The organism is Variovorax sp. AC103 (genome assembly GCF_979254005.1).
In genome coordinates this window covers 100,966-116,901 of record NZ_CEEDFC010000008.1, presented here as the reverse complement: position 1 = coordinate 116,901, position 15,936 = coordinate 100,966, and the positions used below count along the sequence as shown (strand labels likewise).

Genomic DNA, 15,936 nt, shown 5'->3' with positions numbered 1-15,936 from the left:
GAATCGGTGGAATACTGTATGAATAAACAGTAAATTCCAGCCATCCAGGAGTTGCCATGCCCGCTGCCCAGATTCCCATCCACGCGATCAAGGGCCGCGGTGCGGCCACGCGGCTGGCGCATCGCTTCTCCAGCGACGAGCGCAACGCCTTCGACGACGGCTGGGGCACGCTCGAGGACGGCGTGGCCGAGGCCGACGAACTGCAGCCCCTGGCCACGGAGGTGCGCTTCGAGGACGTGAGGTCGGTGCTCAACGACAACGACTCGCCCGACATCTCCTTCGACCGCTCGCTCAATCCTTACCGGGGCTGCGAGCACGGTTGCATCTATTGTTTTGCGCGCCCCACGCACAGCTACCTCAACCTGTCGCCCGGCCTCGACTTCGAGACCAAGCTCATCGCCAAGCGCAACATCGTCGAGGTGCTGCGCGGCGAGCTAGCGCGCAAGAGCTACCGGCCGAGCTACATCGCCATCGGCACCGCGACCGACTGCTACCAGCCCATCGAACGCGAGCTGCGGCTCACGCGTTCGATCATCGAGTTGCTGCGGGAAACGCGGCATCCGTTCGCGCTGGTCACCAAGTCGAGCGCCATCGAACGCGACCTCGACCTGATCGCGCCCATGGCCGCCGACCGCCTGGCCGCCGTTTACATCACCGTGACCACGCTCGACGGCGAACTCGCGCGCAAGCTGGAGCCGCGCGCCGCGGCGCCGCACCGGCGGCTGCGCACCATTCGCACGCTGGCCGAGGCGGGCGTGCCGGTGGGGGTGAGCGTGGCGCCGCAGATCCCGTTCGTCACCGAAGACATGGAGCAGGTGCTCGAAGCCGCCTGGGAGGCCGGTGCGCGCAGCGCCTTCTACACGGTGGTGCGCTTGCCCTGGGAGGTGGCGCCGCTCTTCAAGGAATGGCTGTCGCTGCACTACCCGCAGCGGGCGGACCGCATCATGGCGCGCATCCACGACATGCGCGGCGGCAAGGACTACGACGCCGACTTCGCCACGCGCATGAAGGGCTCGGGCCTGTGGGCCGACCTGATCAACCAGCGCTTCATGAAAGCCACCCACCGCATCGGCTTCAACCGCGAGCGCATCCCGCTCGACATCAGCGCGTTCCGACCACCTGGGGCTGCGGGGCAGGGCAGCCTGTTCTAGGTCCGACGGCAGCGAGGCCGTCCATGCCGCACCAGTCGCCCCCCAGCGCCTTCACCAGGAACACCGCCGTCAGCAGCCGCTGCCCCTGCAACTGCGCGGCCTGGCGCTCCACCGTCAGCAGCGACTGCTGCGCGGTGATCACGTCGAGGTAGGTCGACGCACCGCCCTCGTAGCGGCTGGTCGCCATGTCCAGCACGCGGCGCGCGGCCGTCACGGCGGCCTGCGCCTGTCTGGTGGCGCTGTCGAGCGCCGAAAGCCCGGTGATCCCGTCTTCCACCTCCTGCATGGCGGTGAGCACGGTGCGGCGGTAACTGCCCACGGTGGCGTCGTAGCCGGCCTTGGCGAAGTCGACGTTCGCGCGCACCCGGCCGCCGTCGAACAGCACCTGCGTGGCCGACACGCCCACCGACCACAGCAGGCTGGGGCCGTTGAACAGCGACTCGATCATGCGGCTGTCCACGCCCAGCGTCGGCGAGATGAACACGCTCGGGTAGAAGGCCGCGGTGGCCACGCCGATCTGTGCGTTGGCCGCGGCCATGGCGCGTTCGGCCGAAGCCACGTCGGGCCGGCGCTGCAGAATTTCAGACGGCACGCCCAGCGGCACCGCAGGCGGACGGATCTCGCGCAGGTCCACCGGCAGCGAAAAGCTGGGCGCGGGCGTGCCGGTGAGGGTGGCCAGTGCGTGCTCGTACTGCGCGCGCTGCTTCTTCAGCACGTCGATCTGCGTGAGCGTGGTCTCCAGCAGCGCCTGCTGCTGCGCCACGTCGAGGCCCGACACGGCGCCCAGGTCATGGCGCGCCGTCACCAGTTCGAGCGCGCGGCGCTGCAGGCCGACCGAGCGCGAGATCACGTCGAGCTCGACGTCGCTGGAGCGCAGGTTGAAGTAGTTGCTGGCCACGTCGGCGCTCAGCAGCAGCCGCGTGTTCGCCAGGTCGGCCGCGGACTGCTCGGCGGACGCCGTGGCGCCCTCGACGGTGCGCTGCACGCGGCCGGCCAGGTCGACCTCGTAGCTGGCGTTGAGCGACAGCGCAAAGTCGTTCTGCACGGTCGATGCGTTGGCGCTGGCGTAGTTGGTGAGCGGCCGGTTGGCGGAAATCTTCAGGCGCGATGCGCGGGTGCCCAGGCCCAACTGCGGGTACTGGCTGGCTGCGTTCGAGGCCAGCGCAGCACGCGCCTGGGCCAGCCGCGCATTGGCGATCGTGAGCGTGGGGCTGCCGGCCAGTGCCTGCGCCTGCAGCGCGTCGAGTTGCGCGTCGCCGAAGCGCTGCCACCACGGGCCCTTGTCGGCGCTGTCGCTGGGTGTGCTCACGCGCCAGGGCTCCTCCAGCTTCCAGCTGACGGGCAGGGGCGTGTCGGGGGTCTTGTAGTCGGGGCCGACGGCGCAGCCTGCAAGAAGTGCAATGAGCGCGGGAAGCGCGACGCAAGCCCTTGCCCTCGCTGCAGCCGGCAGTCGCAGTCTCACGCCGGCTCCTTCTTCGGCGCGGCGCCCTTGGCCGCGGGCGGCGGCGCGTCGGGCGCCACGGCCACCATGTCGCCGTCCGCCAGCGAATCGGAGGGGTTCAGCACCATGCGGTCGGTGCCTTCGAGCCCGTCGAGCACTTCGACGTTCTCGCCGTAGTTGCGCCCCAGCGTCACGGGGCGCAGGCCGATGCGGCCTTGCGCATCGACCACCGCGATGCGCGTGCCCTCGGCGCGGAACAGCAGCGCGTTCGACGGCACGGTGAGCGTACGGCTGGCCGCCAGCGGCAGCGACACCTGCACATAGGCGCCCGGCAGCAGTGCGCCGTCCTTGTTGGGCAGGGAGACCTCGACCTGCATCATCCGCGTGGTCGCGTCGATGGAGCCGGCCGTGCGCGCCACCTCGCCCTTGAAGCTCTGGCCGCGCAGCTCGGCCTGTGTCACCACCACCGGCTGGCCCGTCTTCACGAGCTGGGCGTAGGCCTGCGGCACGTTGATGTACACGCGCAGCGGGTCGGTCTGCGCCAGCAGGAACAGCGCGCGCCCGGCGCCGCCGCCCGCGCCGGCATCGATCAGGTCGCCCGTGTCGACGTTGCGCCGCGTGATCACGCCCGCGAACGGCGCCACCACGCGCTTGAAGCCCTCGGTCTGCTTCAGGCGCTGCACGTTGGCATCGGCCGCGGCCACGTTCGAAGTGGCCTGTGCCACGGCGCCGCGGCGTTCGTCCAGGTCTTGCTGCGAAACCACGTCCTTCTTGCGCAGCGCTTCCCAGCGCTCGGCGGTGCTCTGCGCGAGCGCCAGGCCCGAGGCGGCCTGCGCGCGCGCGGCCACGGCCTGCGACAGCTGCTGGTCGATTTCGGGCGTCTCGATCTCTGCGAGCAGCTCGCCCTTTTCGACGCGGCTGCCGATGTCCTTGGTCCAGCGCTTGAGGTAGCCGCTGGCGCGCGCCGAAATGGGCGACTGCACGAAGCCCTGCAGCGTCCCGGGCAGCGCCAGCGTCTGGCCGGCGGTGGGCGTGCGGGGCAGGGCGGTCTGCACGTACTGCTTTGCGCGCTCGGTGGTGCCCGCCTCGAGAGCGCGGGCATTGGCCATGCGCACGAACACGGTGCGCGCGGCGCCCAGCGCCAGCAGCACCAGGACGATCAGCACCAGCCAGCGCGTGCGCCGCACGATCTGCCGGCGGCGCAGCAGTTCGCCTTCGCCCTCTTCCGCGGCGATGGGGTGGATGGCCAATGCCGAATGGCGTTGCTCCGTCATGGAATCAGTTCTCCTGGGGCGCTGCGCCCGCTGGCGGTTGTGGCTGTTGCGAGGCTTCGCGTGCCGCACGGCGGTGCGCAAGCCGACTGTGCACCCCCGCGAACACCGCGGGAACGAAAAACAATGTCGACACCGTGGCAAAGATCAGGCCACCGATCACCGCGCGGCCCAACGGCGCGTTCTGCTCGGCGCCTTCGCCCAGGCCCAGCGCCATCGGGATCATGCCGATGATCATCGCCAGCGCCGTCATCAGCACCGGGCGGACGCGGGTGGCGCCGGCTTCCAGCGCAGCCGACAGCGGCGGAATGCCCGCGTGCAGCCGCTCGCGCGCGAACGACACCAGCAGGATGGAGTTGGCCGTGGCCACGCCCATGGTCATGATGGCGCCCGTGAGCGCCGGCACGCTCAGCGTGGTGCCGGTGATGAACAGCATCCACGCAATGCCCGCCAGCGCGGCCGGCAGCGCGGTGATGATGATGGCCGCGTCCAGCCACGACTGGAACGTGACCACGATCAGCAGGTACACCAGCACGATGGCCATGGCCAGCCCCACGCCCAGGCCGATGAACGACGACTGCATGGTCTGCACCTGCCCGCGCACCTCGACGCGGCTGCCGCGCGAGAGCTTGGGGCGCATCTCGTCGACCAGCTTCTGCACCTTCGAGGCCACGCTGGCGAGGTCGGTGCCCTGCACGCTCACGTACACGTCGATGACCGGCGCGATGTTGTAGCGCGACATCACGGCCGGCTGGCGGTCGGCCTGGCTGGTCACGAGGTTGCCGAGCAACTGCTGCGCGCCGTTGCCGCCAGCCGTGCCTGCCCCCGTGCCCACCGGAATGTTCAGCAGCGAGTCGAGCGAATCGACCGTGTACTGCGGCGTCTGCACCGCGATGCTGTAGACCACGCCGTTCACCGGGTTCAGCCAGAAGGCCGGCGCCGTCTGCGAGCTGCCCGACAGCGCGATGAGCACGTTCTGCCCCACGTTGGCCGCCGTCAGGCCGTACTGCTGAAGCCGCGTGCGGTCCATCTGCAGGCTGAGCGCGGGGCCGTCCAGGCGCTGGTGCACATGGGCGTCGACCGCGCCCGGAATCTGGCGGATCGCCTTGGTCAGTTCGGCGGCGCGGGCGGCGTTGCCGGCCATGTCGTTGCCGCTGAACTGCACGTCGATGGCCGCGGGCAGGCCGAAGTTCAGGATCTGCGTGACGATGTCCGCCGGTTGGAAGAAGAACTCGATGCCCGGAAAGCGCCTGGGCAGCTCGGCCCGAAGGATCGACACGAAGTGCTCGGTCGGCCGGTGGCCCTCCTTCAGCGACAGCAGCAGCTCGCCGTCGAAGGTGCCGATGGTGCCGGCGTTGCTGTACGACAGGTTGATGCCGCTGTTGGGCACGCCCAGGTTGTCCAGGATGGTCTCGAGCTGGTCCGGCGGCACCAGCTCGCGGATGGCGGCCTCCACCTGGTCGGTGAGGCGCGCGGTTTCCTCGATGCGGGTGCCGGTGGGGGCGCGCAGGTGCAGTCGGATCTGGCCGGCGTCCACCGTCGGGAAGAAGTCGCGGCCCAGCGCCGGGTACAGCAGGCACGACAGCAGGCAGAAGCCCAGGAACAGGCCGATGAACCCGGCCCGCTTCGAGAGCACCGCCGACAGCACCAGCGTGTAGGCGCGGCGCACGCGCTCGAAGCGGCGGTCGAAGGCGCGGTAGAGGCGCTGCAGCGGGCTTTGCTTCGTCCCTTCCGCCGGTTCGTGGCCGCCGCCATGCGAGCCGCTCATGAGCAGCATCACCAGCGTGGGCACCAGCGTGCGCGAGAGCAGGTAGGAGGCCAGCATGGCGAACACCACCGCCTCTGCCAGCGGCACGAACAGGAAGCGCGCCACGCCCGAGAGGAAGAACATCGGCACGAACACGATGCAGATGCACAGCGTGGAGACGAAGGCGGCCGAGCCGATTTCGCCCGCGCCCACCTCGATGGACTCTTTCAGCGGCGTGCCCATGTGCAGGTGCCGCTCGATGTTCTCGATGGTCACGATCGCCTGGTCCACCAGGATGCCCACCGAAAGTGCCAGCCCGCCCAGCGTCATGAGGTTGAGCGTTTCGCCCAGCGCGTACAGCACCAGGATGGACGCCAGGATCGACAGCGGAATGGTCAGCCCGATGATCAGCGTGCTGCGCCAGTTGCCCAGGAACAGCAGCACCATCGCGGCGGTGAGCGCGGCGGCCAGAATGGCCTCGAACACCACGCCCTTCACCGCCGCCTTCACGAACACCGACTGGTCGAACAGCGGCGTGATCTTGATGTCTTCCGGCATCGTCTGCGCGGCGATGGGCAGCATGGCGCGGATGTTCGAGACGATGTCCAGCGTGGAGGCGCCGCCGTTCTTCAGCACCGACAGCAGCACGCCGCGCACGCCGTCCTGGCGCACCACGTTGGTCTGCGGCGAGAAGCCGTCGCGCACGTAGGCCACGTCGCGCAGGTAGGTGGTGGCGCCGTTCACGGTGCGCACCGGCAGGTCGTTCAGGCCCGCGATGGCGTCGGGCGAGCCGTTCATCTTCACGTTGTATTCGGTGGAACCGAACTTGGCCGTTCCCGAGGGAAGAATCAGGTTCTGCGTGTTGACCGCGTTCACCACGTCGGCCGGCGACAGGCCGCGCGCCTGCAGCGCCTGGGTGTCGAGGTCGACCGAAATCAGCCGGTTCTTGCCGCCGTACGGAAACGGAATGGCCGCGCCCGGCACCGTGATGAGCTGCGGGCGCAGCTGGTTGACGGTGGCGTCGAACAGCGAGTTTTCAGAGCGCGTGGGGCTGGACAGCGCCAGCTGGATCACCGGCACGCTGGAGGCCGAATACTTGATGACCAGCGGCGGCGTGATGCCCGGCGGCAGCTGGCGCACCTGCGCCTGCATGGAGGCCACCACCTGCGAGATGGCCATCTCGATGTTGGCGGTGGGCTGGAAGAACACCTTGATGATCGACACGCCGGCAAGCGACTGCGACTCGATGTGCTCGATGTCGCTCACCGTGGTGGTGAGCCCGCGCTCCACCTGGCCGGAGATGCGCTGCCCCATTTCCTGGGCCGGCAGGCCGGTGTAGTTCCAGATGACGCTGACCACCGGAATGTTGATTTCCGGGAAGATGTCGGTGGCCATGCGCGCCAGGACAAAAGGCGTGGCCAGCACGATCAGCATCGCCATGACGATGAAGGTGTACGGACGACGCAACGCAAGCTGGACCATGGCGCGGGCTCTCTGCTTCCGACGGAAAAAGGTGTCGCATCATAAGGAAGTAGATTTAAGTTTGCTGGCGCCGTTTTTTTGGTGTGGCGCTTTACCAAAAGGGTGCATATGGACAGGGTCTGGCTGGTAGTGATGGGCGTGTCGGGATGCGGCAAGTCGAGCCTGGGCGCGGCGCTGGCCACAGCCCTCGGGCTGCCGCTCATAGAAGGCGACGACCACCATCCGCCGGCCAATGTCGAGAAGATGAGCCAGGGCATCGCGCTGACCGATGCCGACCGCGTCGGCTGGCTGGCCACGCTGGGCCGCGCGCTGGCCGGCGCGCCGCAGGGGGCGGTGCTGACCTGTTCGGCGCTCAAGCGCAGTTACCGCGAGCAGTTGCGCTCGGCGGCACCGGGGCTGCGGTTCGTGTTCATGGCGATCGAGCGGGCGGAGTCCGAGCGCCGGGTGGCCGCGCGGGCTGGCGCCGGGGAACACATGTTTCCGGCGAGCCTGGTGGCCAACCAGTTCGCGACGCTCGAATCGCCTGTCGGCGAGGCGGGTGTGCTGGAGGTGGATGCGACTGCGCCGCTGGGGCAGGCTGTGGCCCGGGTCCAGGCCTGGCTTGCTGCCGGCTGAGTCTTTCTTCGTTCTTGCGGGGTCCCTGAACCGGAGGCCTCAGCGTGCAGGCAAATCCAACTCAAGCCGCAGCCGCGTGACGTTCCGGTTGCCCGTGTCGCGCTGCAGCTTGAACCCCAGCTTGCGCGCCAGCGCCAGCATGCCGACGTTGTCGTACAGGGTGATGTCCGCCAACTGCTTCACACCGGCCGCCCTGGCCGCATCGATCAGCTTGCGCAGGAGCTTCAGTGCAACGCCGTGGCGTTGCCACGCATCGGCGATGACCACGGCGAATTCGGCGACGTGCGCGGTATCTGGTGTTTCGCCGCGCACATAGCGCACCACGCCCATCTGCTGTTCATGGCCGTCGACCTCGGTGGTCGCGATGAGGGCCAGTTCGTGCTGGTAGTCGATATGGGTCATGCGCCACAGTTCGTCAGGCTGCGGCTTGCGCGGCGACAGCAGGCGGTGGTAGCCCGTTTCGCTCGACAGCCCCGACACGAAGGCTGTGTGCAGGGCCAGGTCGTCGGCGCGGATCGGGCGGATCCGCACCGGCGTGCCGTCGCTCAGTTGCCAGTCCTCGACCAGGTGGCTGGGGTAGTCGAGGGCCGGCATGGCATCAGCCTATGACTTCGGGCCAGTCGGTGTGGAAAAATTTTCCTTCGGGCTTGTCCGTGCGCTCGTACGTGTGCGCGCCGAAGAAGTCGCGCTGCGCCTGCAGCAGGTTGGCCGGCAGGCGCTCGGTGCGGTAGCTGTCGTAGTAGGCCAGCGAGGCGCTGAAGGCCGGCACCGGAATGCCGTTGCTCACTGCCAGCGCCACCGTTTCGCGCCAGTTCTGCTGCGTGCGGTTCAGCAGGTCCTTGAAGAAGGGGTCGAGCATCAGGTTGTTCAGCGCCGGGTCGGTGCGGAAGGCGTCGGTGATGCGGTTCAGGAAGCGCGCGCGGATGATGCAGCCGCCGCGCCAGATGGATGCGATGCTCGCCAGGTCGAGCTTCCATTCCTTCTTGTCGCCCATCGTCTTGATGAGGTCGAAGCCCTGCGTGTAGCTGATGACCTTGGACGCATACAGCGCGTCGTGCACCTTGGCCACCAGCGCCTTCTTCTCGAGCGAGAGTTCGATCTTCGGACCCTGCAGCACCTTGCTGGCCGCCACGCGCGCCTTCTTCTGCGACGACAGCACGCGCGCCTCGACGGCGGCGTTGATGGTGCTGATGACCACCGCGTTCTCGGCCGCGTTGATCAGCGTCCACTGGCCCGTGCCCTTCTGGCCGGCCTTGTCCAGGATCATGTCGACGATCGGGTTGCCCGTTTCGGGGTCTTTCTGCTCCAGCGCCTTGGCGGTGATCTGGATCAGGTAGCTCTGCAGCTCGCCGTCGTTCCACTCGTTGAAGATGGCGGCCATCTCGTCGGTGCTGAATCCTGCCGCCTTGAACAGGCTGTAGGCCTCGCAGATGAGCTGCATGTCGCCGTATTCGATGCCGTTGTGCACCATCTTCACGTAGTGGCCGGCGCCGCCCGGGCCGATGTGAATGACGCAGGGTTCGCCGTCCACCTTGGCCGCGATGCTCTCGAAGATCGGCTTCATCACCTCCCAGGTGGAGAGCGGCCCGCCCGGCATGATCGACGGGCCCTTGCGCGCGCCTTCTTCCCCGCCCGACACGCCCGCGCCGATGAAGCGCAGGCCCTTGCTCGACAGGTAGGCATCGCGGCGCTCGGTGTCGGTGTAGAGGCTGTTGCCGCCGTCGATGACGATGTCGTCCTTGTCCAGCAGCGGAATGAGTTGCTCGATGACCTGGTCGACCGGCGCGCCGGCCTTCACCATGATCTGGATCTTGCGGGGCTTGGCCAGGCTCTGCACGAACTCCTCGAGCGTCTTGGTGCCCACCAGCTTCTTGCCGGGGTTGGCGGCCACGAAGGCTTCGGTGGTGGCCTCGGTGCGGTTGTAGACGCTGACCTGGAAGCCGCGGCTTTCCACATTCAGCACGAGGTTCTGGCCCATCACCGCCAGTCCGATCAGTCCGAAATCGCTTTTGTTGCTCATGACCCGTCTTGCCCTTCTTTCATGTGCGTGCGCCGGAATGCCCCGCGCACGGGTTGGTTCGCCGGTCATTTTGCCGGTGCGGCGGGCGCCCTGCCGTGGGAGATGGTCTATACCCGCTTGGCAAGCGGGCACGGCTTGGGTATGTTCGGCGCGCATGAGCCAAGCCATCGACGCCCTCCAGCGCTGGTCCACCGACGCCGTGCCGCCTGCACAGCGGCTGGACTACTGGGTGGGCGCGGTCTGCGAGGGCTTCCTGGAGATGGACGTGACCAGCCAGGCCGGCGGCAGCTTCGGCGCCACGCTGGAATCGGCGCCGCTCGGTCCCCTGGTGGCCAACCAGGTGCGCGGTAGCGCGCAGGACGTGTACCGCACGCGGCGCGCCATTGCCCACAGCCGCCACAACTACTACTACCTGCTGTGCAAGACCGATTCGCCCTGGGTCACGGTGCAGGAGGAGCGCTGCGCGCGGCTGCTGCCGGGCGACGCGGTGCTGGTCGATTCACGCCGGCTGTATGAATTTCACTTGCTGCAATCGGCCGACACCCTGTCGCTCGAGTTGCCGACCGCCTGGGTCGACGCGTGGTTGCCCGATGCCGGCGACCAGGTGGCGCGCCGCATCGACGCCCAGGCGGGGTGGGGCGCTGTGCTGAGCGCCTTCGTGCGGCAGCTGACGCCCGATGTGGCCGCAAAGCCGCCGTTGCCGGCTGCGCTGCTGTGCGACCAGCTGGGCGGCCTGCTGGCACTGGCGCTCGGAAAGGGCCCGTCGGAGCCGGCCAGCGAGGGCCGCGCGGCGCTGCGCCGCCGGGTGCTCGACGCCACGCGGGAGCGGCATGCCGAACCCGGCCTTACGGCGGCGGGCGTGGCGCGCGGGTTGGGCATTTCGGAGCGCAGCCTGCACCGCTGCCTGGCGGAAGGCGAGAGCGCCACCACCTTCGCCAACGCGCTGGTGGACTTCCGCATGCAGGTGGCGCGGCGCATGCTGGCCGATGCGCGCTTCGACCGGCTGAGCATCGCGGAGATCGGCTTTCGCGTGGGCCTGGCGGACGCCTCGCACTTCGTGCGGCAGTGCCGCAGGCACCTGGGCACGACGCCCGGTGCGCTGCGGCGCCTGCTGCGGCACTGAGCCCGCGCTCAGATGCTGCGCAGGTTGACCCGCTTCGACAGCGCCAGCGCGCTCTCGCGCCGCTCGCTGTAGCGGTCGACCAGGTAGTCCGCGCAGTCGCGCGTGAGCAGCGTGAACTTCACCAGCTCTTCCATCACGTCGACCACGCGCTCGTAGTAGGGCGACGGCTTCATGCGCCCGTTGTCCTCGAACTCCATGAACGCCTTGGCCACCGACGACTGGTTGGGGATGGTGACCATGCGCATCCAGCGGCCCAGCACGCGCAGCTGGTTCACGGCGTTGAACGACTGCGAACCGCCCGACACCTGCATCACCGCGAGCGTCTTGCCCTGCGTGGGCCGCACCGAGCCGAGGGCCAGCGGGATCCAGTCGATCTGCGCCTTCATGATCCCGGTCATTGCGCCGTGTCGTTCGGGCGATGTCCACACCATGCCCTCGGCCCATTGCGCGCTCTCGCGCAGTTCCTGCACCTTCGGGTGGTCGTCGGGCGCGTCGTCCGGCAGCGGAAGCCCGCGCGGATCGTAGATGCGCGGCTCGGCGCCCAGGGCCTGCAGCAGGCGCGCGGCTTCCTCGGTCAGCAGCCGGCTGTACGAGCGTTCGCGCAACGAGCCGTAGAGCAGCAGGATGCGCGGTGCGTGCGTGGCGCGCGCCGTGGGCAGCAGATGACGAAGGTCGGGTTGGCGGAAGTTGTCCGCATCGATGTTCGCGAGTTCAGGGCCTTGAGACACGCTGGCCTTTCGCGTCGATGACGGCTTCGCCGTCTTCCTTGGAAAAGGCGCCTTGCTGCGGGCGCGGCAGGATGTCGAGCACCGCTTCGGACGGGCGGCACAGGCGCGTGGCCAGCGGCGTCACCACGATCGGCCGGTTGATGAGAACCGGGTGCTGCAGCATGAAGCCGATCAGTTGTTCGTCGGTCCACTTCGGGTCGTCCAGGCCCAGCTCGTCGTACGGCGTTCCCTTGCGGCGCAGCACGTCGCGCACGGACACGCCCATTGCCGCGATCAGCCGCGTCAGCGTGGCGCGGTCGGGCGGTGTCTTCAGGTACTCGATGACGGTGGGCTCGTCACCCGTGTTGCGGATCAGCGCGAGCACGTTGCGGGACGTGCCGCAGGCGGGGTTGTGATAGATGGTGATGTCGTTCATGGCAGGGAGAGGGTGAGTCGAACAGCCAGTGCCGCGAGGGTCACGAACAGCACCGGCACGGTCAGCACGATGCCGACCTTGAAGTAATAGCCCCAAGCGATGGCGCTGCCTTTTTTCTGAAGCACATGCAGCCACAGCAACGTGGCCAGGCTGCCGATCGGCGTGATCTTCGGGCCCAGGTCGCAGCCGATGACGTTGGCGTAGACCATGGCTTCCTTGACCACGCCGGTGGCGCCCGAGGCGTCGATGGAGAGCGCACCGACCAGCACGGTCGGCATGTTGTTCATCACGGAAGAAAGCACTGCGGTCAGGAAGCCCGTGCCCATGGCCGCGCCCCACACGCCGCCTTGCGCAAACACGTTCAGCAATCCGGCCATCGGGCCGGTCAGCCCGGCGTTGCGCAGCCCGTACACCACGAGGTACATGCCCAGCGAGAAGACGACGATCTGCCACGGCGCGCCGCGCAGCACCTTCTTCGTGCTGATGACCGGGCCGCGCCCGGCAACCGCGAGCAGGACGACCGCACCCAAGGCGGCCACCGCGCTCACCGGAATGCCCAAGGGTTCCAGGCCGAAGAAGCCGACCAGCAGCAGCGCCAGCACCACCCAGCCGGCGCGGAAGGTGTGAACGTCGCGGATTGCCTCTGAGGGCGACTTCAGCTGCCTCGCGTCGTAGCGCGCTGGAATGCTGCGGCGGAAGTAGAGCAGCAGGACGAGCAGGCTCGCGAGCACCGCCGCAATGTTCACCGGCACCATGACTGCGGCATACGCGTTGAAGCCGATCCTGAAGAAATCGGCCGACACGATGTTCACCAGGTTCGACACGATCAGCGGCAGGCTCGCGGTGTCGGCGATGAAGCCCGCCGCCATCACGAACGCCAGCGTGGCGGCCGGCGTGAACCCGAGCGCGACCAGCATCGCCATGACGATGGGCGTGAGGATGAGCGCTGCGCCGTCGTTGGCGAACAGCGCCGACACGGCCGCGCCCAGCAGCACGATGAAGGCGAACAGCAGCCGCCCGCGCCCGTTTCCCCAGCGCGCCACGTGCAGCGCGGCCCACTCGAAGAAGCCGGCCTCGTCGAGCAGCAGGCTGATGACGATCACCGCGATGAAGGTGGCGGTCGCGTTCCACACGATGCCCCAGACGACCGGAATGTCTGCCAGGTGAACGACGCCGAAGAGCAGCGCGATGACGGCACCCAGCGAAGCACTCCAGCCGATGCCCAGGCCGCGCGGCTGCCAGATGACCAGCACCAGCGTGAAGACGAAGATCGCGACGGCGGTCAGCATGTCGGCGGGCACCCGGCGGCGCAGGTTTCGCCCTGGCAGCAGTTTTCAGTGAGATAGGCCAGCAGCCCGTTCATTTGCGCGAACGCGGCCCGGTACACGAGGTTGCGCCCCTGCCGCTCCTGTGACACCAGCCCCGAGTTCATCAGTTCCTTGAGGTGGAACGACAGGCTCGTGGCCGACACCTCCAGCGATTCGGTCAGCGTGCCGGGCGTGAGGCCGGCGGGCCCGGCGACCACCAGCGCGCGGAACACCCGAAGGCGGATGGGTTGCGCCAGGGCGGCCAGCGAGCGGACAACGTCGTTTTCTTCCATAGTTCAAGTATAGTTGAATAATTGAACTGGAGCAAACCGCACGGCACGAACCGGCCATCGGGCTGGCAGGCATCGGCCATTTGCGGCGCGCCGCCGTTCCTACAGTCTGGCTTCGTCACAACGAAGGAGACCCCATGTCCGACACCTATGTTCTTGTCCACGGCGCGTGGCACACCGGCGCTGAAATCGAAGCCGTGGCCGACGGCGTTCGCGCAGCAGGCCACACCGTGCACTGCCCCACGCTCGCGGGCAACAACCCCGGCGACGACCGCACCGCGACCACGCTGGAAGACGCGATTGCATCCGCCGTGCGCTACATCGAGCAGAACAACCTCACGCAGGTGCGCCTCGTGGGCCACAGCTACGGCGGCATGGTGATTTCGGGCGTGGCTGAGCGCATTGCGCCGCGCCTGAAGCGGCTGGTGTACATCAACGCCTTCGTGCCGCTGGACGGAGAGTCGCTCAACGACATGGTGCCGCCGCACTACGTGACGATGTTCGATGCCATCGCCGGCGCGAACGCCAACGCGGTGACGTTGCCCTTCGAGATCTGGCGCGAGGCCTTCATCAACGACGCCGACCTGCCGACCGCGCAGGCCGCCTACGACAAGCTCAACCCGCATCCGTACCGCACCTTCACCGACAAGATTCGGCTGAGCCAGCCGCTGGCGGCGCTGGCGCTGGGCAAGTCCTACGTCAATTGCCAGCAGGACACGGCGCTGCCGCACAGCCTGCCCTGGCATCCGCGGCTGTCGGAGCGGCTGGGCCTGTTCAGGCTGGTGGAGTGCCCCGGCAGCCACGAGATGTTCTTCTCGAACCCGCAGCGGCTGGCGCAGGCCATCATCGAGGCGGGGCGCGACTGAGCGAGCAGGGCGTTCAGTGGCTGTTGAAGAGCGCGTCGTACACGCGGATCGACGCATAGGCGTCGTTCGCGGCGTAGCGGATCTGTGCCTCGGTGAGCTGCCTGTTGGCCCAGTTCGAGGTGGTCGCCTTGCGCGACTTGATGAAGCGGCGGTTGAACACCAGCGCCACCGCCGCCTTCACGCCGACCGACTTGCGGTAGCCGCGGTGGCGGAATTCGGTGTCGATGTCGAACACCGCGCCCGGTTCGATGTTGAGCCGGTTGCGAATCAGCGTGAGGTCGCCCGACAGGCCGAAGCCGACCTTGCGCAGTTCGGTCGAGGCGATCAGCGCGGCCACCACCGGGTTGCATTCCGTGCGGTGCAGCTGGAACAGCCAGGCCGTGTCGCGCGTGGCGAACTGCACCACGTGCGGGCCGCCCGAGACTTCGTTCTTCGCGAAGGTGGGTTTCGATTCGGTGTCGAAGCCCGCGATGCCTGCGGCCAGCAGCGCGGCGGCGGCGCGCTCGGCGTCCTGCTGCGTGGCGACGACGACGATGTCTTTCAGGCCGAGGCCCTCGAAGGGCTCGAGCAGCGCGATCTGTTCGCGCTCGGGCAGGGGCGGGAGATGGGGGTTGTCGCTCACCGGGGGGCTGCTTTCGTTGTCTTTTTCTTCACTGCGGCTTTCTTTGCGGGCGTTTTCCTGGCCGCTGCCTTCTTGGCGGCGGGTGCTTTTTTGGGCTTGGGTGGCTGGCCTGAGCGCAGCGCCGCCTCGTAGGCCCGGCGGCCCCAGCGCGCGGCTTCCTCGCAGTCTTCGAACAGGTCGGCCGGGGCTTGCCGGTACGACATGGGCATCGACTTTCCCTGGCGCATGTACGTGAAGGGCGGCAGGTTCTGGCGGTCGAAGTGCGGTGCGCTTTCGGCGTCGGACTTCAGGTAGAGCGTGTCGCCGATGACGATCGCGATCATGCGGCCCTCGTGGAAGATGCCATGGCCGCCGAACATGCGGCGCGGCGCGATGCGCCCGAAGCGCTCGAAGATCTCGTGCAGGCTGTCGACGAAGGCGCTCATTCGGCAAGCTCCGTGCTTCGCACTGCGGCGCTCATGCCGTGATCTCGATGCGGTTGCCGTCCGGGTCGAGCACCACGCTCTCGTAGTAGCCGTCGCCGGTGCGGCGCGGGCCGTCGAGCAGCGGGTAGCCGTCGGCCTTCAGGCGCTGCGTGAGTGCGTCGACCGCGGCGTCGGAGCCCACGCTGATGGCCAGGTGCGTCCAGCCCATGCGCTGCGCGCCGGCTTCGGCCGTCACGGGCGAGAGCGCGGTCGTCGTCATGGCCTCGATGCGCGCGCCTTCAGCGCCTCCCAGGCTCAGGAAGCACGATTCGAAGCCCTTGGCCGGGTTGGTGTAGCCCGCGCCGGCGGTGGCGCCGAAGTAGTCGACATAGAAGCGCTTGCAGCGTTCGAGATCGGTGGTCCAGAGTGCGATGTGGTCGATGCGCATGGGGCG

Annotated in this window: 16 protein-coding genes; 4 read left to right on the top strand and 12 right to left on the bottom strand. The window is 68.2% G+C overall.

The features are described 5' to 3' along the window. The first annotated feature begins 56 nt into the window (after positions 1 to 56). On the top strand, positions 57 to 1,151 hold the full coding sequence (locus AC0IYU_RS13940) for a PA0069 family radical SAM protein (RefSeq protein WP_435483295.1): 1,095 nt from the start codon (positions 57 to 59) through the stop codon (positions 1,149 to 1,151). On the opposite strand, the gene AC0IYU_RS13935 is transcribed toward AC0IYU_RS13940, so the two are convergent. Genes AC0IYU_RS13935 through AC0IYU_RS13925 form a run of 3 tightly spaced genes read right to left on the bottom strand, consistent with a single transcriptional unit; the run spans position 1,102 to position 7,092 of the window. Further along, on the bottom strand, positions 1,102 to 2,613 hold the full coding sequence (locus AC0IYU_RS13935) for an efflux transporter outer membrane subunit (RefSeq protein WP_472117705.1): 1,512 nt from the start codon (positions 2,611 to 2,613) through the stop codon (positions 1,102 to 1,104). The two genes, AC0IYU_RS13940 and AC0IYU_RS13935, sit on opposite strands and share 50 nt — an antisense overlap. Continuing rightward, positions 2,610 to 3,866, bottom strand: coding sequence for an efflux RND transporter periplasmic adaptor subunit (locus AC0IYU_RS13930; RefSeq protein WP_435483296.1), 1,257 nt, complete (start codon positions 3,864 to 3,866; stop codon positions 2,610 to 2,612). Before AC0IYU_RS13930 ends, AC0IYU_RS13935 begins: the two co-directional genes overlap by 4 nt. Before the next feature lie 4 nt (positions 3,867 to 3,870). Next, positions 3,871 to 7,092: an efflux RND transporter permease subunit gene (locus AC0IYU_RS13925; RefSeq protein WP_472117703.1), complete on the bottom strand. Its 3,222-nt coding sequence runs from the start codon at positions 7,090 to 7,092 to the stop codon at positions 3,871 to 3,873. A gap of 108 nt (positions 7,093 to 7,200) precedes the next feature. Here AC0IYU_RS13925 and AC0IYU_RS13920 point away from each other — a divergent pair, with 108 nt between their 5' ends. Next, a complete protein-coding gene (locus AC0IYU_RS13920; protein ID WP_472117701.1) occupies positions 7,201 to 7,707 on the top strand; it encodes a gluconokinase in 507 nt (168 codons plus the stop codon). Positions 7,708 to 7,746: 39 nt separating this feature from the next. Here the strand turns inward: AC0IYU_RS13920 and AC0IYU_RS13915 are convergent, their stop codons facing one another. Next, entirely contained in the window at positions 7,747 to 8,301 is a 555-nt protein-coding gene (locus tag AC0IYU_RS13915; protein WP_472117698.1) for a GNAT family N-acetyltransferase, read from the bottom strand. 4 nt (positions 8,302 to 8,305) lie between these two features. Continuing rightward, positions 8,306 to 9,727: a decarboxylating NADP(+)-dependent phosphogluconate dehydrogenase gene (gene gnd, locus AC0IYU_RS13910; RefSeq protein ID WP_472117695.1), complete on the bottom strand. Its 1,422-nt coding sequence runs from the start codon at positions 9,725 to 9,727 to the stop codon at positions 8,306 to 8,308. 154 nt (positions 9,728 to 9,881) lie between these two features. On the opposite strand from gnd, the gene AC0IYU_RS13905 reads away from it, so the two are divergent. Further along, complete coding sequence (locus AC0IYU_RS13905) at positions 9,882 to 10,850, top strand: helix-turn-helix domain-containing protein (protein WP_472117693.1); 969 nt, start codon at positions 9,882 to 9,884, stop codon at positions 10,848 to 10,850. An 8-nt stretch (positions 10,851 to 10,858) separates the two neighbouring features. On the opposite strand, the gene arsH is transcribed toward AC0IYU_RS13905, so the two are convergent. The 4 genes from arsH to AC0IYU_RS13885 are packed head-to-tail and all read right to left on the bottom strand — an operon-like array spanning position 10,859 to position 13,593. Further along, positions 10,859 to 11,578, bottom strand: coding sequence for an arsenical resistance protein ArsH (gene arsH, locus AC0IYU_RS13900; protein WP_472117691.1), 720 nt, complete (start codon positions 11,576 to 11,578; stop codon positions 10,859 to 10,861). Further along, complete coding sequence (arsC, locus tag AC0IYU_RS13895) at positions 11,562 to 11,993, bottom strand: arsenate reductase (glutaredoxin) (RefSeq protein WP_435483303.1); 432 nt, start codon at positions 11,991 to 11,993, stop codon at positions 11,562 to 11,564. The genes arsH and arsC overlap by 17 nt, the downstream gene beginning before the upstream one ends. Further along, positions 11,990 to 13,282 carry an arsenic transporter gene (locus tag AC0IYU_RS13890; RefSeq protein ID WP_472117689.1) on the bottom strand — a complete coding sequence of 431 codons (1,293 nt, stop codon included), beginning with the start codon at positions 13,280 to 13,282 and terminating at the stop codon, positions 11,990 to 11,992. The genes arsC and AC0IYU_RS13890 overlap by 4 nt, the downstream gene beginning before the upstream one ends. Beyond that, entirely contained in the window at positions 13,276 to 13,593 is a 318-nt protein-coding gene (locus AC0IYU_RS13885) for an ArsR/SmtB family transcription factor (RefSeq protein ID WP_472117686.1), read from the bottom strand. The genes AC0IYU_RS13890 and AC0IYU_RS13885 overlap by 7 nt, the downstream gene beginning before the upstream one ends. Before the next feature lie 134 nt (positions 13,594 to 13,727). Here AC0IYU_RS13885 and AC0IYU_RS13880 point away from each other — a divergent pair, with 134 nt between their 5' ends. Then, positions 13,728 to 14,456, top strand: a complete 729-nt coding sequence (locus tag AC0IYU_RS13880) for an alpha/beta fold hydrolase (protein WP_472117683.1) — start codon at positions 13,728 to 13,730, stop codon at positions 14,454 to 14,456. Positions 14,457 to 14,469: 13 nt separating this feature from the next. On the opposite strand, the gene AC0IYU_RS13875 is transcribed toward AC0IYU_RS13880, so the two are convergent. Genes AC0IYU_RS13875 through AC0IYU_RS13865 form a run of 3 tightly spaced genes read right to left on the bottom strand, consistent with a single transcriptional unit; the run spans position 14,470 to position 15,930 of the window. Next, the gene (locus AC0IYU_RS13875) at positions 14,470 to 15,078 is read right to left on the bottom strand and encodes a 3'-5' exonuclease (RefSeq protein WP_472117680.1); all 609 of its coding nucleotides are present in this window, start codon (positions 15,076 to 15,078) and stop codon (positions 14,470 to 14,472) included. Beyond that, positions 15,075 to 15,503, bottom strand: coding sequence for a TfoX/Sxy family protein (locus AC0IYU_RS13870; protein ID WP_472117677.1), 429 nt, complete (start codon positions 15,501 to 15,503; stop codon positions 15,075 to 15,077). The genes AC0IYU_RS13875 and AC0IYU_RS13870 overlap by 4 nt, the downstream gene beginning before the upstream one ends. A 31-nt stretch (positions 15,504 to 15,534) precedes the next feature. Next, on the bottom strand, positions 15,535 to 15,930 hold the full coding sequence (locus tag AC0IYU_RS13865; protein ID WP_472117675.1) for a VOC family protein: 396 nt from the start codon (positions 15,928 to 15,930) through the stop codon (positions 15,535 to 15,537). Positions 15,931 to 15,936: the final 6 nt, after the last annotated feature.

Bases quoted from the DNA above. Each gene is read 5' to 3' on its own strand.
- AC0IYU_RS13870 (WP_472117677.1), bottom strand. From the start codon at position 15,503: ATGAGCGCCTTCGTCGACAGCCTGCACGAGATCTTCGAGCGCTTCGGG.
- AC0IYU_RS13865 (WP_472117675.1), bottom strand. From the start codon at position 15,930: ATGCGCATCGACCACATCGCACTCTGGACCACCGATCTCGAACGCTGC.
- AC0IYU_RS13890 (WP_472117689.1), bottom strand. From the start codon at position 13,282: ATGCTGACCGCCGTCGCGATCTTCGTCTTCACGCTGGTGCTGGTCATC.
- AC0IYU_RS13905 (WP_472117693.1), top strand. From the start codon at position 9,882: ATGAGCCAAGCCATCGACGCCCTCCAGCGCTGGTCCACCGACGCCGTG.
- AC0IYU_RS13940 (WP_435483295.1), top strand. From the start codon at position 57: ATGCCCGCTGCCCAGATTCCCATCCACGCGATCAAGGGCCGCGGTGCG.
- AC0IYU_RS13925 (WP_472117703.1), bottom strand. From the start codon at position 7,092: ATGGTCCAGCTTGCGTTGCGTCGTCCGTACACCTTCATCGTCATGGCG.
- gnd (WP_472117695.1), bottom strand. From the start codon at position 9,727: ATGAGCAACAAAAGCGATTTCGGACTGATCGGACTGGCGGTGATGGGC.
- arsC (WP_435483303.1), bottom strand. From the start codon at position 11,993: ATGAACGACATCACCATCTATCACAACCCCGCCTGCGGCACGTCCCGC.
- AC0IYU_RS13915 (WP_472117698.1), bottom strand. From the start codon at position 8,301: ATGCCGGCCCTCGACTACCCCAGCCACCTGGTCGAGGACTGGCAACTG.
- AC0IYU_RS13880 (WP_472117683.1), top strand. From the start codon at position 13,728: ATGTCCGACACCTATGTTCTTGTCCACGGCGCGTGGCACACCGGCGCT.
- AC0IYU_RS13885 (WP_472117686.1), bottom strand. From the start codon at position 13,593: ATGGAAGAAAACGACGTTGTCCGCTCGCTGGCCGCCCTGGCGCAACCC.
- AC0IYU_RS13930 (WP_435483296.1), bottom strand. From the start codon at position 3,866: ATGACGGAGCAACGCCATTCGGCATTGGCCATCCACCCCATCGCCGCG.
- AC0IYU_RS13920 (WP_472117701.1), top strand. From the start codon at position 7,201: ATGGACAGGGTCTGGCTGGTAGTGATGGGCGTGTCGGGATGCGGCAAG.